This is a genomic window from Paenibacillus aurantius (assembly GCF_032268605.1).
Classification (GTDB): Bacteria; Bacillota; Bacilli; order Paenibacillales; family NBRC-103111; genus Paenibacillus_AO; species Paenibacillus_AO aurantius.
Map to the genome: position 1 here is coordinate 1,973,974 of NZ_CP130318.1, position 14,630 is coordinate 1,988,603.

11 protein-coding genes are annotated in these 14,630 nt (G+C 55.2%); 9 read left to right on the top strand and 2 right to left on the bottom strand.

The genetic code is table 11. The annotated features are described in order from the left end of the window. Position 1: 1 nt before the first annotated feature. Positions 2-952 carry an ABC transporter permease gene (locus tag MJA45_RS09150; RefSeq protein WP_315606952.1) on the bottom strand — a complete coding sequence of 317 codons (951 nt, stop codon included), beginning with the start codon at positions 950-952 and terminating at the stop codon, positions 2-4. A gap of 79 nt (positions 953-1,031) precedes the next feature. Then, complete coding sequence (locus MJA45_RS09155) at positions 1,032-2,645, bottom strand: type 2 periplasmic-binding domain-containing protein (RefSeq protein WP_315606953.1); 1,614 nt, start codon at positions 2,643-2,645, stop codon at positions 1,032-1,034. A gap of 296 nt (positions 2,646-2,941) precedes the next feature. On the opposite strand from MJA45_RS09155, the gene MJA45_RS09160 reads away from it, so the two are divergent. The 9 genes from MJA45_RS09160 (at position 2,942) to MJA45_RS09200 (ending at position 14,604) form a co-directional block, all read left to right on the top strand. After that, the gene (locus MJA45_RS09160; protein WP_315606954.1) at positions 2,942-4,024 is read left to right on the top strand and encodes a LacI family DNA-binding transcriptional regulator; all 1,083 of its coding nucleotides are present in this window, start codon (positions 2,942-2,944) and stop codon (positions 4,022-4,024) included. A gap of 173 nt (positions 4,025-4,197) precedes the next feature. Then, positions 4,198-5,997: a sensor histidine kinase gene (locus MJA45_RS09165; protein ID WP_315606955.1), complete on the top strand. Its 1,800-nt coding sequence runs from the start codon at positions 4,198-4,200 to the stop codon at positions 5,995-5,997. Further along, on the top strand, positions 5,994-7,082 hold the full coding sequence (locus MJA45_RS09170; RefSeq protein WP_315606956.1) for a response regulator: 1,089 nt from the start codon (positions 5,994-5,996) through the stop codon (positions 7,080-7,082). The genes MJA45_RS09165 and MJA45_RS09170 overlap by 4 nt, the downstream gene beginning before the upstream one ends. A 156-nt stretch (positions 7,083-7,238) precedes the next feature. Beyond that, positions 7,239-8,204 (top strand): ABC transporter permease, encoded by a 966-nt coding sequence (locus tag MJA45_RS09175; RefSeq protein ID WP_315606957.1) that lies wholly within the window; start codon positions 7,239-7,241, stop codon positions 8,202-8,204. Positions 8,205-8,316: 112 nt separating this feature from the next. Beyond that, the gene (locus tag MJA45_RS09180; RefSeq protein WP_315606958.1) at positions 8,317-9,234 is read left to right on the top strand and encodes a carbohydrate ABC transporter permease; all 918 of its coding nucleotides are present in this window, start codon (positions 8,317-8,319) and stop codon (positions 9,232-9,234) included. Between the two features lie 78 nt (positions 9,235-9,312). Then, on the top strand, positions 9,313-10,875 hold the full coding sequence (locus MJA45_RS09185; protein ID WP_315606959.1) for an extracellular solute-binding protein: 1,563 nt from the start codon (positions 9,313-9,315) through the stop codon (positions 10,873-10,875). 120 nt (positions 10,876-10,995) lie between these two features. Continuing rightward, positions 10,996-12,051, top strand: a complete 1,056-nt coding sequence (locus MJA45_RS09190) for a glycoside hydrolase family 88 protein (protein ID WP_315607974.1) — start codon at positions 10,996-10,998, stop codon at positions 12,049-12,051. A 205-nt stretch (positions 12,052-12,256) separates the two neighbouring features. Then, positions 12,257-13,351 carry an SGNH/GDSL hydrolase family protein gene (locus tag MJA45_RS09195; RefSeq protein WP_315606960.1) on the top strand — a complete coding sequence of 365 codons (1,095 nt, stop codon included), beginning with the start codon at positions 12,257-12,259 and terminating at the stop codon, positions 13,349-13,351. A gap of 35 nt (positions 13,352-13,386) precedes the next feature. Then, entirely contained in the window at positions 13,387-14,604 is a 1,218-nt protein-coding gene (locus MJA45_RS09200) for a glycoside hydrolase family 130 protein (protein ID WP_315606961.1), read from the top strand. Positions 14,605-14,630: the final 26 nt, after the last annotated feature.

Genomic DNA, 14,630 nt, shown 5'->3' on the forward strand with positions numbered 1-14,630 from the left:
TTTACCATAGCCCTTCTTGGCCGAATTTTTTGACGATTGCATTTGCGGAAATGATCAGCACCATGGAAACGACCGATTTGAAGATCCCGGTTGCCGTGGCATAGCTGTAATCCGCATCGACCAGGCCGACGCGATAAACATACGTGTCGATAATATCCGCCACATCGTAGACAAGCGGGCTGTAAAGCAGAAACACCTGCTGAAAGCCGGCTTCCAATATGTTGGCGAGACTCAGAATGAAGAGAATGATCATAACCGGCCGGATGGCCGGGAGCGTGACGTGCCATACCTGGCGGAACCGGTTCGCCCCGTCGATTCGGGCCGCCTCATACAGCTCAGGCGATACACCGGACATCGCAGCCAGGTAGATGATGGTGCTCCAGCCGACTTCCTTGTATACATGCGAAACCACGAGAATGGACCGGAAATAGGAAGGAGTTCCGAGAAAATCGATCGCTTTGCCGCCAAACGCCTGAAGGATGTAATTGACCAGCCCGTCCACGGGATTCAGGAACGTCGCGATGATCCCGGCGAAAATAACCCAGGACACGAAGTGGGGCAGATAGACGATCGACTGGGTGACTCGTTTGAACCGTTGGTTGCGTAACTCATTCAGCAAGAGAGAGAGGATGACCGGCACGATAAAATCGGCGGCGAGCTTATAGACGCTGATCACGATCGTATTGCGTAAAATCTCAAAGAAGTCAGGCGAGTGGAACAGCCGGCTGAAGTTATCGAAGCCGACCCACGGGCTCTTCTGAATCCCGGCGAAGATGTTGTAGTCTTTAAAGGCAATGACCACCCCGTACATCGGAACATAACGGAACACAAGCAGGAGCAGCATTCCGGGGAACAGCAGCAGGTACAAGTATTTGTCCCTTATCAGCTCCTTGACGATGGTTCGCTTGTTCGGGACGCTTGCAGGGGCAAGGGTCTCGGTCTTGATCGCCATGATTCAATCCTCCGTTTCCATGAGAATGGGAGGGAAGAGCAAGCCCCGCCGGAGCTGCTCTTCCTTCGAGCCTGATCCTTTATTTCTTGTAAGGCACTATATTTTTGTCGTACCAGGCATCGAATTCCTTGCGCTCGGCTTCTTCGGATTTGAAGAGCTTGTTGGCTTCCTCGTCTATTTGCTTGCCGCCGATCTGCTCGTATTTCGACAAGAATTCGTCGAAGGCGGAGAGGGGCTTGTTGCCCGTAATGATGCCCCAGAACGTCTCTTCGCGAAGCTTCTTCACGTCCGCGCTGTACTTATCCCAAGCCGGGCGGTCAATCGCTTTGGCAAAATAAATTTTGTCCCGCATCGCCTTCGTGGTCTGGATGTTATGCTCATAGAGCTTCGTCACTTCCGGGGTGTTCGTGAGGTTGGCCGCATCCTTGCGTTTAATGTACCAGTCGAAGTTGGCAAACCCGAGCTTATTGGCTTCTTCGGGATTGACAAGCGTCTTGAATTGGCCATTCTCGATCTTGTAATGCTCCTCCTTCTTGCCGTAATTGATCAATGCGAAGGTATCCGGTGTCGCCATCTCGTTCAGGACCTTCACGGCATCGTCCACCTTGCCGGTATTGGTGACAAGCAGGTAGCACCAGCCGATCTGCGGATCGGGCTGATCGGCACCGAAGCCGTCCGGACCGGTCACCGGATCGATGGCCATCCACTCGCCGGTAGGATTGTTGGCCTTAAAGGATTGGGTGGCCGGATAGGAAGGGTTCAAGTAGCTGACGAACCGGTAAATCGAGCCAACCTTGCCCGAGACGATGATTTGGTCGACCTTCGTGTTGTCGCTGTTCGCGATCGTCGTCATCCGCGGATCCATCACCCCGTCCTTGTACAGATCGCGCAGAATGCCCAGCACCGTCTTCACTTGAGGCAGCGCAGAGCCGAATTTGACGGAACCGTCCGGCATTTTCATAAAGTTGTCAGGGTCCACTCCGTAGGCATAGAAGAAGGGAACGAGACTGCGGTAGTAATTGTCTCCGGCAAGGCCGTAAGTATCATTCTTTCCGTTGCCGTCCGGATCATTGTGAGTAAACGCCTTCATGACGGTGATATACTCCTCGAGCGTCTTCGGCGGTTTAAGGCCGAGCTTGTCGAGCCAGTCCTTGCGGAGAAGCGTCGTCATGGTCCCGGCTTCCGGCACGTCACCGGGGAGCCGGTAAATTTTGCCGCCCCCATCCGGACTCCAGTGGTAGAACATGGTGCTCTTCGTATAATAGTTGATGATTTCTTTGCCGTACTTCTGCAGGGACGGGGTCAGGTCCTGAACGAGCCCGGCTTGCACCCATTTGGGGTATTCCTTCGTGTCGCCGGTCCAGACGATATTCGGACGCTGCTTCTCGTCGCTCATGAGGAGATTGATCTTGGTGTTCATCTGGGACCAATCCGGGTAGAAGACCGGGACGATGTCGACCGGACGCTTCAGCTTCTGGGTGAGGGTGTCCTCCAGTTGTTTTTCAACCCAGGAATTGGGTGTTTTCGGTCCGCCCATTACCCCTAGGCTCATTTTGAGAGGGCTGCCGTTCTCCCCATTGTCCGGAGTTGTTTGCCCTTCTTTGGATGGAGCCGATTTTGTACCGGAGCATGCGGTAACGACTGAGGTTAAAGTGAGTCCGATTGCCAATGCTGCCAACGGTTTCTTTTTCACTGGAATCCTCCCTTGTTTGTATGCGTTTTCTTTAACCACATTATAAGGTGGAGGATTTACATTCGTAAATACTGTTAAAACAGATAAATGTTAAGATTGTAAAGTCAACTGAACAAATTTTACGAATATTATTTTATAATCAGGGAAAAAGGGGATGATTTTTGGTCCTTTCTTCAAATTCATCAGAATTGATTTGAACAAAAGAATTAATGTTTTTAACCTATGTAAAGATTGTGTTATAGTAAGATCAGGGAAATAGCGATTGAAGGATTCCACTTCTTATTCGGGGGAAGCTCATGAAGAAAAAGTACACGACTATGGACATTGCCCATATGCTGAACGTCTCAAGAACCACGGTCTCCAAGGCCCTCAATAATCATCCCGATATCCCTGAGCATACCAAGAAGCTCGTCACGGAAACGGCGCTTAATCTTGGATACAAGAAGTTTCTGAACGCCCAGCCGAAGGACATCAATGTGCGGGTCTCCATGGTAAGACACAAGCAGGATACGAGAACAATCGCCTTTCTTATCAAGTCGACGATTAATATCTTTCAGAGGGGCTTCTGGGGGGATATTCTGCGCGGGGTGGAGGAAGCGTCGCGCCATCACGGCTATCAGATGCTCTTTAACTATTTAAGCGACGAGGATTTGGAGCAGGGCCGGGTCCCGGAGACGATCACCGCGCTTAAGCCCGAGGGGGTTGTCTTGGCCGGGATTACACGGAAGGAATTTGCCCGGGCTCTGTCACGGCTCGAGATTCCGTTCGTTCTGATTGACGGCTATTATGAAGAGCGGACCAATGAGATGCTGTGCGACTCCGTGCTAATGGAGAGCGAGCAAAGCACGTTCGAGCTGACTTCCTGCCTAATTGAACAGAATCACCGGGAGATTGGGTTTATCGGAGATGTCTCCAACTGCAAATCGTTCATGGAAAGATGGATCGGATTTAAGCGGGCGGTGACCGATGCGGGTTTCGCCGTTCGGCGGGATTACTGCCTTGTGGAGCCGAGTCCGGACAATTATTTCAAGCTGCCCGAGATTGCGTCAAGACTGGATTCGATGCCGGAGCTTCCGTCCGCGTTCGTTTGCGCGAATGACTTGATTGCCTATCATTTAATCGCCTATCTGGAAGGGAAGGGGCTTCGCGTTCCTCAGGATATCTCCGTCACCGGCTTTGACTATATGCAGCAGCAGCCGGACATGGCCCCTATTCCTCTCCAGCTTGCAACAGCGGAAGTGAGCGGGATGGAGATCGGGTCCCGTGCGTTCGAGCAGCTCCTTTGGCGATTCCAGCATCTCGACCGCCCGTTCGAAACGGTTCGGGTTGCTTCGCGCATCATTCCGGGCGATTCGACGGGGCCATGCGCGGGAGAATAAAATGAGGTCAAGCCGAAGAACCCTCCTTCTATCGGATGGGTTCTCTTTATGATTCATGTATACGATTATCGGGTACTTTCGAACGATTCTCGGGTAGAGAGACGGGAGCAACCCTATTACAATAGAAGGTATCGGAGCGAAGAAGAAAGTCACAGAGAAAGCGAGGAAACGCCATGCTCCGCCTCATCCGCAGCTCGCTGCGCTGGAAGCTCCTTACCGTTATTGTTTCTATTCTTATTTTGGTACTGGCGGCGGTCGGAGTATTCAGCTTTGTCGATACCTCACGCACCATTCAGAGCGATGTGGAGCGCTTCAGCAGCCAGATCATGAAGCAAGCCAATTTGAACTTCAGCCGGTACAACCGGGACAACGAGCAGTTTTTCGTTTCGATCGGCGGCAGCACCGAATTTGCTGACTGGTTGAAGGCGGATGTCGGAGACCGGTACGAATTGTTCCGCAGCTACCGGGCGATGGAGCAGAAATATATCGATCCGTTCGTCCGCTTTCACCCGGAAGTGCTGTCCGTCCGGATGTACAACGAGAACGGGAACGAAAGCATCTATCGATCGCCCGGTGTCAAATACAACCTGATTCTGCGCACCGACTATTCCATGGCCCAGGAAAGCTGGCTCAAGGAGCTTACTCTGTCCGGACGGATGGTCCGTCTGACGAACCAGAGCAGCCACTATACGGATGGGATCGGCCGGCCGGTTAAGACGCCGGTGCTTACCTTCGTCCAGAAGTTCCAATACGGGAACCGAGACGGGTATTTGGCCGTCGACATATCACTCATGCCGACTCAGGAAATTTTGCAGGAGATCGGCCTTGGTCAGGAGAGCGAAGGGGTCATCGTGGATCAGAACGGCAAAATCATCGTGCACCAGAATGTAGGCCGCATCGGCGAGCAGATTCCTTCCGGGCTGATGGAGGAAATGTCGCGAGCCGAGTCCTCCTCTTTCTTCTACGAGAACCAGATGGTCGTGGACCAGAGAGTGCCGGATACCGATTGGCACATGCTCGTGATCGTTCCCTACGAAGAGGTAGCCCAAAGCATCTACCGGGTGAAGAACATGACGATTCTGATCGCGATAGCCGGCCTTGTCGTCTCGACTCTGCTCATCTTCCTGGTCTCCGGCTCCATTACGAAGCGGCTCAAAGAGCTTCGCAAGACGATCAAGGTAACGGACGCCGGCCGGTTTGACGTGCGCGTGGAGGTGAAGGGGACGGACGAGGTGGCGGAGCTCGCCGGTACCTATAACCGGCTGCTGGACCGTATTGAAAGCTCGATCCGCGAAATGACCGAAAGCCGCGTCTTTCAGCAGGAGGCGGTGCTCTCCGCTCTGCAGGCTCAAATCAATTCCCATTTTCTGTATAATGCACTGGAATCCATCAACTCGATGGCTAACTTGAATGACCAGGAGGATATCGGGCGAACCGCGGTGGCGCTCTCCAACATGCTCCGGTACACGTCCAACTATCAGGATACCGTCGTCACGCTGGAGGAAGAGCTCTCCCATTTGAAGGATTATATGTACATTCTGAATATCCTGTACGGGGATGAGATTTCTCTTGACGTAGAGATGACCGATGAACTACGCCGGGTGACCTGTCTGAAAGCACTCATCCAGCCTTTTGTCGAGAACAGCATCAAGCATGGGTACGAGGTGACGGGAGAGAAGATGACCATCCGGTTAACCGCAGCCGTCTGGAACGAACGTTACCTCCGCATTGCCATCCAGGACAACGGGGAGGGGATTCCGGAGTCGAAGCTTGAAGAGCTTCAGCAAATGCTTGCCCAGGAGGTCACGGACCGGGATTATAAACGCTTGTCCCGCATCGGCATCCTGAATGTTCATTATCGCATCCGCATGTTCTATCCGCAGGCGCATACCGGGGTTACGGTGGAGCGCTCGGAGGAGGGCGGAACCATTATCGGATTGATTTTACCGCTGCAGCAGGGGGGGGCCGCATGATTCGCATTCTTATTGTGGACGACGCACCGCTTATTCGAAACAGTCTGGTGAAGTCCATTGAGCGGTACGGAAATTCCTCGATCGTGTCCGGTACGGCAGCGAACGGGGTAAAGGCGCTTGAGTGGCTAGAGGAGTACTACGCCGATCTGTGCATTACCGATATCAAAATGCCCGCGATGGACGGTCTCGTCTTGATCGAGCGCATCAAGGAACGGTATCCTTGGATGGCGACGCTTGTCATCTCGAGCTACGACGAATTCGAATATGCGAAGAAGAGTATGCAGCTTGAAGCGCTTGATTATATTCTGAAGCCGATCGATCCGCCGCTTCTCGAGTCCGCTCTTGGGAGGGCGGAACGGAAGCTGCTCCATGACCGGGAGGCGGAGGCCGCTCAGCTTCTTATCCGCCGGCTGCCGGAAAGCCGGGTGCTGCTGGACCGCTGGGTCCATCATGTCCAGACGGGCCGCGTGGAGACGATGCCCGTCCTTATTGTGGACACGCTGGAGGCCCTCCAGGAATGGACAGGTGCCCGGCACGATCTGCTTTCGGCGCTCGCCAATCACTGGACGCACGCCGTGCTGGAGGAGCTGAGGAAGGAGAAGCTGAAGCTGACGATGGAGGAAGGGGACGATGCCGGACTCGGCGAGAACGAACTGCGCCGGGACTCGGTGCGCTTCTATTACCGGCTCTGTGCCGTGCGGCGGCTGGAGGAGGGCTCCCACCGGTTGTTCGAGGCCAGGGCCGGCGGACGCGACCAACACATGGGGAAGCTGGTCGACAGCATTAAGCGCTATATCGGGGAGCATTATGCCGACAAAATTAACCTGACCGAGCTCGCTCAAACGGTCTCTCTCAGCAAGGCTTACATGTGTACGCTGTTCAAGCAGGAAACACAAATGACGATTTGGAACTATATCATCTCGGAGCGCATGCGTCAGGCCCGGGACCTTCTCATGAGCGATTCGCTCAAGATTTACGAGATCGCGAACCGGGTCGGGTACGAGGATGTCGACCATTTTACCCAGCTGTTCAAGAAGGTGTTTGGCCTAAGTCCCCAGGATTACCGGAAGAGACTGGAGGCTTAAGCTTTACCGATAGAGAGGCACGCGGCCGTACCCGGACCGCGTGCTTTTTTTGTGAACTCCGAAAGATCCCCCGGTACAATCGAAAGATTGGGTCGTTCCGAAAGCAGGGTCGAAGGCGCTACAATAAAGATACGAACCAGAAAGGAGCATGCACCAATGACCAAAGCAGAGGCGGCCCTCCAGCAGCCCGACCGCTTCCGCTCCGGGAGCAGAAGAAAGGATTCCTTCCTAACCTTCGTATGGAAGCATCGTCCGCTGTATATCATGTTGATTCCTTGCCTCGTCTATTTCCTGGCGTTTCGATACGTCCCGCTGCTGGGCAGTGTTATCGCGTTTAAGGATTACAACATTTTCGAAGGTTTCCTCCAAAGCGAGTGGGTAGGGCTCAAGTGGTTTGAGCAGCTGTTCACCTATCCTCAATTTTACCGTCTGATGAAGAATACGCTTATTATCAGCGCTTACTCGATTGTGTTCGCCTTCCCGGCGCCGATCATTCTCGCCTGCCTGTTGAACGAGCTTCGGCTGATGGCGTTCAAGCGCACCGTGCAGACCGTCATTTACCTTCCGCACTTTCTATCCTGGACGATCGTATACGGTCTTTCCTATATGATGTTCTCGACGCAGAGCGGAATGTTCAATCAATTTCTGCAGGAGCTTGGAGGAAAGGCCGTCAATTTGCTGCAGGCTCCGGAATATTTCCGCTCCCTGGTGGTAGGGGCGGGGATATGGAAAGAGATGGGCTGGAGCACGATTATCTTTCTCGCGGGCCTTGCGGGGATCAGTCCTTCCCTCTATGAAGCGGCCAAGATCGATGGGGCCGGCCGCTGGAAGCAGTTTCTCTACATCACGATGCCCGGCCTGCTGCCGACCATTACGATTCTGCTGCTGCTGAAAATCGGCAATGTCATGGATGTAGGCTTCGAGCAAATCTACGTGTTCCTCAGCCCCATTACGTTCTCGGTGGGCGATGTGCTCGATACTTACTCGTACCGGCAGGGGATCATCAGCGGGCAATTCAGCCTGACGACGGCGATCGGTCTCTTTAAATCCTTCATTGGCTTCGCTTTGCTGGTCTTCGCCAACCGGGTAAGCCGATCGACCACCGGCGAAAGCTTGTACTAGTGCCTTATCCGGTAACTTGGTTGGCAAGAAAACCTTCGGATGCGCACGAAAATCAATAGGAAAGCAGAATAGAACAATACTAACGGATAAGGCTCTAAAAGGGGGAAGGACTATGTCAACAGCCGCCGCCAAGAACGCTTCGCCCCGCACCCGGATCCGGCAATCGGCCGGCGAAACGATCTTCGATTATCTTAACGTCACTCTGCTGATTCTGATCAGCCTGACCGCTATGCTTCCTATCCTGCATGTGGTAGCGGGCGCCTTCAGCCAAACGGAGGCGCTCGTCAAGCACCAGGTTTGGGTATGGCCGGTCGGCTTTACGCTTGAAAATATCCGGTATGTGGCCGAAACCCCGGCTTTCTGGAGCGCCGGCTGGATGACCGTGAAGGTCGTCGTCATCGGGACCGCGGTCAATATGGTGCTAACGATTCTCAGCTCCTACCCGTTGTCCAAATCTTACCTGCGCGGGCGCCGGGTGATCCTGCTCGGGATTATCTTTACGATCATTTTTCAGGCTCCCCTGATTCCGATGTATTTGGTGGTCAAAAGCTTCGGGCTCTTGAACACGATGTGGGCGATCATCATTCCCGGCGCGATCAGCGCCTTCAATATGATGCTGTGCATCACGTTCTTCCGCTCCGTCCCGGAGGATTTATTCGATGCCGCCCGGGTGGACGGGATGAGCGAATATGCCATCGTCTGGCGCATCGTCGTGCCTCTGTCCAAACCGATCATCGTCACGCTGCTGCTCTTCTACGCGGTTGGCCACTGGAACAATTATATGGGACCCCTGCTGTACATCAACGACCGCTCGATGCAGACGCTGCAGCTGTACATCTATTTTCTGATAGCCAAAGGAAACAGCAACGATATCGCCGGAGCGGCCGCCGCCGAATCGGCCATCAAGCTGCTCCCGGAAGCGCTTGAGATGGCGACCATCGTCCTGGCCACGGCGCCGATCGTGCTGCTGTATCCGTTTCTGCAGAAGCATTTTATCAAGGGGGCTACCCTAGGCTCTGTGAAGGAGTAAGCGTTATCCATTATGATATGAAGGCATGGCCCTCATATAGATGAACTTGTTTACCACCACCAAAGGGGAGGAAATTGTATGAAAAGCACCAAAAAGTGGGTCAGCATCCTTCTGGCCGGCACGATGGCGACGCTTACGGCCTGCGGGTCCGCGGACAACAAAGAGAGCTCGTCCAGCCCGGCTGCCGGAAGTCCGCAAGCAAGCAATGCGCCGGCCGAACCGGCGAAGGTCCGCCTGATGATCTCCGATCACAGCCAGCCCGTCCCGACAGGCAATGTGATGGATAATCCGACGATCAAGTACATGGCTCAGAAGGCGAACGTCAACCTGGACATTACGTTCCTGCCGCACGGCGATTATGCCGCGCAGAAGAAAATCAAATATGCGGCCGGAGATATTCCGGACGTTGTGCAGGATTGGGGCGTGGATGCCGATCTGATGCAGAACAATCAGGCGATTCCATTGAACGACCTGATCGACAAATACGGACCGAACCTGAAGAAATCCATCAACAAGGAAGCCTGGGATGCGGTAACGTTTAACGGCAAGATCATGGGGATTCCGCAAACCGCAAACGGCAATGCTCCTTCCGGACGCGTCATTTATGTGCGAAAGGACTGGATGGATAAGGTCGGGATCAAGGACATTCCGAAGACGCCGGACGAATTCTTGACCATGCTCCGCGCTTTCCGCGACAAAGACCCGAACGGCAACGGCAAGAAGGATGAAATTCCGTTCACCGCCCGCGAAAACTTCTCTTGGAGCGAGAATCTGTTCGGAATGTTCGGGGCCAATCTGCATACGTACAACCTGGTTAACAACGAACTGCAGCCGGGCTACATCACCCCTAATTTCAAGAAAGCGCTGGGCTATGTAAAGACGATGGTCGACGAGGGGCTCATCGACAGCGAATTCATGACGAACAAGCGCAACGTGTGGGAGCAGAAAATCCAGAACGACCTGGCCGGCTCCTGGAACCATGTCACCGAGCTTGCTTGGGATTGGCAGGATAAGCTGAACAAGTCGATTCCAGGCGGCAAAGCCAATGTCATTGCGATCCCCACTCCGAAGGATCCCGGGGCCTCCGCGGTCGGCGACGTCCAGAACCCGATCGTGAAGGTCTTTACCATTAGCAAAAAAGCCAAAAACCCCGAAGCGATCGTCAAAATGTTCGACTGGCTGGCTTCCCAGGAAGGCCAGGAATTCGTCTTCCTCGGCGTGCCGGGCATTACGCAGAACAAGGACGGTGGCAAGCTTACGTACGATGCTAAGAAGGACGCCGATGACAAAACCAGCCTGTGGCGTCAAACGCTGTTCTCCATCGTGAGCTACAACAAGGATCTGCTTAAGGTGCAGCTAGGCAACGATGCGGCTGTTGAGAAGCTGGACCTGTCCTGGAACACGGCCCGCCAGGAAGGCATTCCAAATTACCTGGTGGGGGCCCCGGTATTCCCGTCGGCCAAGCAATTCCCCGATTTGACGAAGGAGGGCAACCTGTGGCGCGAAGCGGCCGCTCAAATTATTCTAGGCAAGAAGCCGCTCGACTCCTACGATGAATTCGTCAAAAGCTGGAAGGCTCAAGGCGGAAACGAGATGATCAAGGAAGCCACCGAGTACTACAACAACAAGCAGAAAAAATAAGCGGGGACAAGGAGAGGAAGGGGAAGGTCCTTCCTCTCTATTTTTTCCTAGGAGGCTAATGGCGTGGAGAGGTTGGATTGGCAGGCGGTCTGGCGGAAGGTCGAACGGAAGGCGGACCGGATGATGGAGCAGCTGGGGGACCGGTGTCCGCACTTGGCAGGCGAAGACGGCGTTTATCAGGACATTCGGACCGACAACTGGGTGTCGGGCTTCTGGGCCGGCATCCTGTGGCTGCTGTATGACCGAACGGGTGATGAAAAATACAAGGGAGCGGCCTGGCGATGGGACGAGGAAATCGAAAGCTGGATGACCCGCGACCACGATCTTATTCATGATGTAGGCTTTCAATTCCTGAACACAGCGGTCATGAAACATATGATGACCGGAGATTCGGAAGCGAAACGCCGTGCCGTTTCGATGGCGAATTTTCTGTGCGGCCGGTTCAACCTGGCCGGCCGGTTCATCCGTGCCTGGAAGTGGAACGGAGATGAAGGCTGGGCCATCATCGACTGCACCATGAACTTATCCCTTCTGTTCTGGGCGTCGGACGCCACCGGAGATCCGCGCTACAAGCATATCGCAAGGGCGCATGCAGACACGGTGCTTGAGCATTTCGTCCGAGAGGACGGCTCCGTAAGACACATCGTTCAGTTTGACCCGGAGACGGGGGCGTTCGACCGGGCGATCGGCGGCCAGGGCTTCGGTCCGAATTCGTCCTGGAGCCGGGGCCAGGCCTGGGGGCTGTACGGGCTGGCTAATGTCTACCGGTTTACGGGGGACGACCGGTACTTGCAGGCGTCCAAGCGAATCGCCCATTACTTCCTGGCCAATCTTCCGGAGGATGGGGTACCCTACTGGGATTTCCGGCTTCCTTCCCATGAGCAGGAACCTCGCGATACATCGGCCGCGGCCATAGCCGCTTCCGGTCTGCTTGAGCTGGCGGAGCTCGTGCCGGCGGAGGAGGCCGGGCTGTACCGGAGCGGAGCGGAACGCATGCTTCGGGCGTTGACCGATCGGTATGCCACTTGGAATCATCCGGAGCACGAAGCGATTCTGACCGGCGGCACCGCCAACAAGCCGGCCGGCTGGGGCATCGACGTTTCTCTGATTTACGGCGATTATTTCTATGCCGAAGCCGTAGCTAAGCTCTGCGGCTGGGCGCGCAAAGTTTATTAGGCGAAGGAACGCTCCCCACTAAGGGGCCACGATCCGCCGTTTTAGGTGAACGCTATGGATTTTTGGCCGGAGCGCTCGTTATTCGTCCGTTTATCCTCGCGGAATCCGTGAACATCACCGGGTAAGATCGAACGTTGCTCATGTAGAGAGAGCCGAACGGATGCATTAGAATGAGGGCACGACGAGTGGAAGGGGGAACCGCCCTATGGAAGAATGCAGGCATCGTTCGCAGCTGTATTCGCTTAAGCGGGCAATCGAACGAAAACAGCTAACGATCGGCTTCATCGGTGGCTCCATTACGGATGCCCGGCCGCGTCACAATTGGCCGGAGCCGGTCATTGCCTGGTTTGCGGAATGTTATCCGGATGTCCGGTTGTTCGTGGAGAACGCGGCCATCGGAGCGACAGGCAGTGAGCTGGGCGTTTTCCGGGCGGAAAGGGACTTGATCCGGCGGGACTGTGATCTGGTCTTCGTGGAATTCGCGGTGAACGACCAGGACATGAAGCCGGACGCGCGCATGCGGTCCCGGGAAGGCTTGCTGCGCAAGCTGCTCGCAGACGGGAAGCGGGACATCGTCCTGACGTACACGTATTCGCAGGCCATGTATGCCGATATGCAGGAAGGAAGAGTTCCGCCCTCCATAGCGGACTTCGAGAAGCTGGCCGATCATTACCGGCTGGGCTCCGTTTGGATGGGGCTTCACGCCTGGAATGAGGTCTGCAAAGGCCGGATGAGCTGGGAGGAGTGGCTTCCCGACGGCCTGCATCCGACGCATCGGGGCAGTCTAAGCTACGCTCAAAGTGTCATAGCCTTTCTCGAGCGGGAGTTGGAGGGGGCGCACGCTTCTCTCGGCGACGAGCCCCAGCAGCCCTTGCTGCCGGAAGCTTACCATCCGGCTAACTGGGCATCCGCTTATGCGCTTGATTTCGCGCAGGTCGAGCTGGAGGGTCCCTGGACAATCCGGCGGTGGCCGCATCTTGTCTGGATGGATCAGGTGCTGCATACGTCGGCTGTTGGAGCTAGGCTGGCCTTCTCCTTTCAGGGACGGGGGCTACTGCTCGGCTTCGATTTCGGAAAAGCGTCGGCGGAGTTCCGTTACCGGCTGGACGGCGGACCGTGGGAGTTATCCGAAAGAGAGCGTCCGGATTGGTGCGGCGACCAGGGTTGGTACCGGGTGAGTCCGATAGCGGACGACCTCCCGCCCGGCGGACATCGGTTCGAGCTCGAGGTGATTCACGGAAACAGGCCGGATTGCCGGGGGACGCACCTGGCGCTGGCCTTAATAGGAGTAATTGAATAAAACAACAAGCGGATGGACCTATGGGAGGAATTAACATGCAACCGAATTTTCGTTATTCAACTAAACCGGCCATCGAGCCGCAAGCCGGCTGCGACTGGGCGAGCAAAATGGTGCTCAATCCAGCGATTGTGAAGGATCCGGACTCGGATCGCCTGCACATGCTGTTCCGGGCCACGGGTCCGTGGCCGCAGAAGCGGCTGGAAGGCCGTCACGACCCGTTCCCCATTTTTCTCGGCTATGCTCACAGCGACGACCGGGGGGAAACCTGGACACCGGATTTTACCCGCCCGGCTCTGGCCCCGGCTCTGAATTTAGAGAAGGAGGATATTTACATTACCGATGTGCAGGGCAACCGGGTGAGGGACTATTCCAACGGCTGCATCGAAGATCCGAGGATTTTTCCGGTGGAGGGAGAGCTGTACGTCAGCGTAGCCTGCCGGATGTTCCCGCCGGGACCTTACTGGCTCGCCGATCAGGAACCGCCCGTCATCACCAAATATGAATATGTGCCGGACTGGGTGCAGGATGGAGATGATCCGTTTACGGTAACGGCCCGCACCAACGACACGGTCACCGTTCTTTATAAGCTGGACCTCGAGAAGCTGAAGGAAGGCCATTACGAAGAAGCGTTCACCTACGTATGCCCGTTGAACGAAGGCCATGTCAGCGACAACCGGGATGTGTTCCTGTTTCCCGAGAAGATGCTTATTGACGGCAAGCTGCAGTATGTGATGCTGCACCGCCCGATGAATCCGGTCCCATTCCCGGGCGGAGACCAGGTGATGGTGCCTTCCATCTATATCGCCGCCGCCGAGCGGATGGAGGACTTCGCGTCTCCTAAGGCTGTACATAAGCTTCTGGCAACCGGAATATTCGATTGGGAAGCCAATCGGGTCGGGGCCAGCTGGCCGCCGCTCCGCGTGTCGGATAAGCAGTGGCTGGTCTCCTATCACGGCAAAAAGGATGTTCATTTCGGCTATACCCAATCCTTTATGATCGTCGAAGAACGGGAAAACGATTTTCCGGAGGTCGTTCACCGCTGCCCGGACCGGCTTATGTATGCCAAGCAGGAATGGGAAATGCCGTCGGATTACCCGACCCCATGCCTGTTTACTACCGCGGGAATCGTTGTCGGCGGCGAGTTGATTATGGCTTACGGAGCGGCGGACCAGAAGGTCGGCATCTCCTGGGTATCGTTTGACGATCTGGTTCAGCACGTGCGTAAGTTTAATGCCGAGGGAGTCGCGGGATAACCCGACACCTAAGGTAACAACAAGAA

Coding starts and splice junctions, on each gene's coding strand:
- MJA45_RS09150 (WP_315606952.1), bottom strand. CDS start 952: ATGGCGATCAAGACCGAGACCCTTGCCCCTGCAAGCGTCCCGAACAAG.
- MJA45_RS09160 (WP_315606954.1), top strand. CDS start 2,942: ATGAAGAAAAAGTACACGACTATGGACATTGCCCATATGCTGAACGTC.
- MJA45_RS09165 (WP_315606955.1), top strand. CDS start 4,198: ATGCTCCGCCTCATCCGCAGCTCGCTGCGCTGGAAGCTCCTTACCGTT.
- MJA45_RS09170 (WP_315606956.1), top strand. CDS start 5,994: ATGATTCGCATTCTTATTGTGGACGACGCACCGCTTATTCGAAACAGT.
- MJA45_RS09175 (WP_315606957.1), top strand. CDS start 7,239: ATGACCAAAGCAGAGGCGGCCCTCCAGCAGCCCGACCGCTTCCGCTCC.
- MJA45_RS09180 (WP_315606958.1), top strand. CDS start 8,317: ATGTCAACAGCCGCCGCCAAGAACGCTTCGCCCCGCACCCGGATCCGG.
- MJA45_RS09185 (WP_315606959.1), top strand. CDS start 9,313: ATGAAAAGCACCAAAAAGTGGGTCAGCATCCTTCTGGCCGGCACGATG.
- MJA45_RS09190 (WP_315607974.1), top strand. CDS start 10,996: ATGATGGAGCAGCTGGGGGACCGGTGTCCGCACTTGGCAGGCGAAGAC.
- MJA45_RS09195 (WP_315606960.1), top strand. CDS start 12,257: ATGGAAGAATGCAGGCATCGTTCGCAGCTGTATTCGCTTAAGCGGGCA.
- MJA45_RS09200 (WP_315606961.1), top strand. CDS start 13,387: ATGCAACCGAATTTTCGTTATTCAACTAAACCGGCCATCGAGCCGCAA.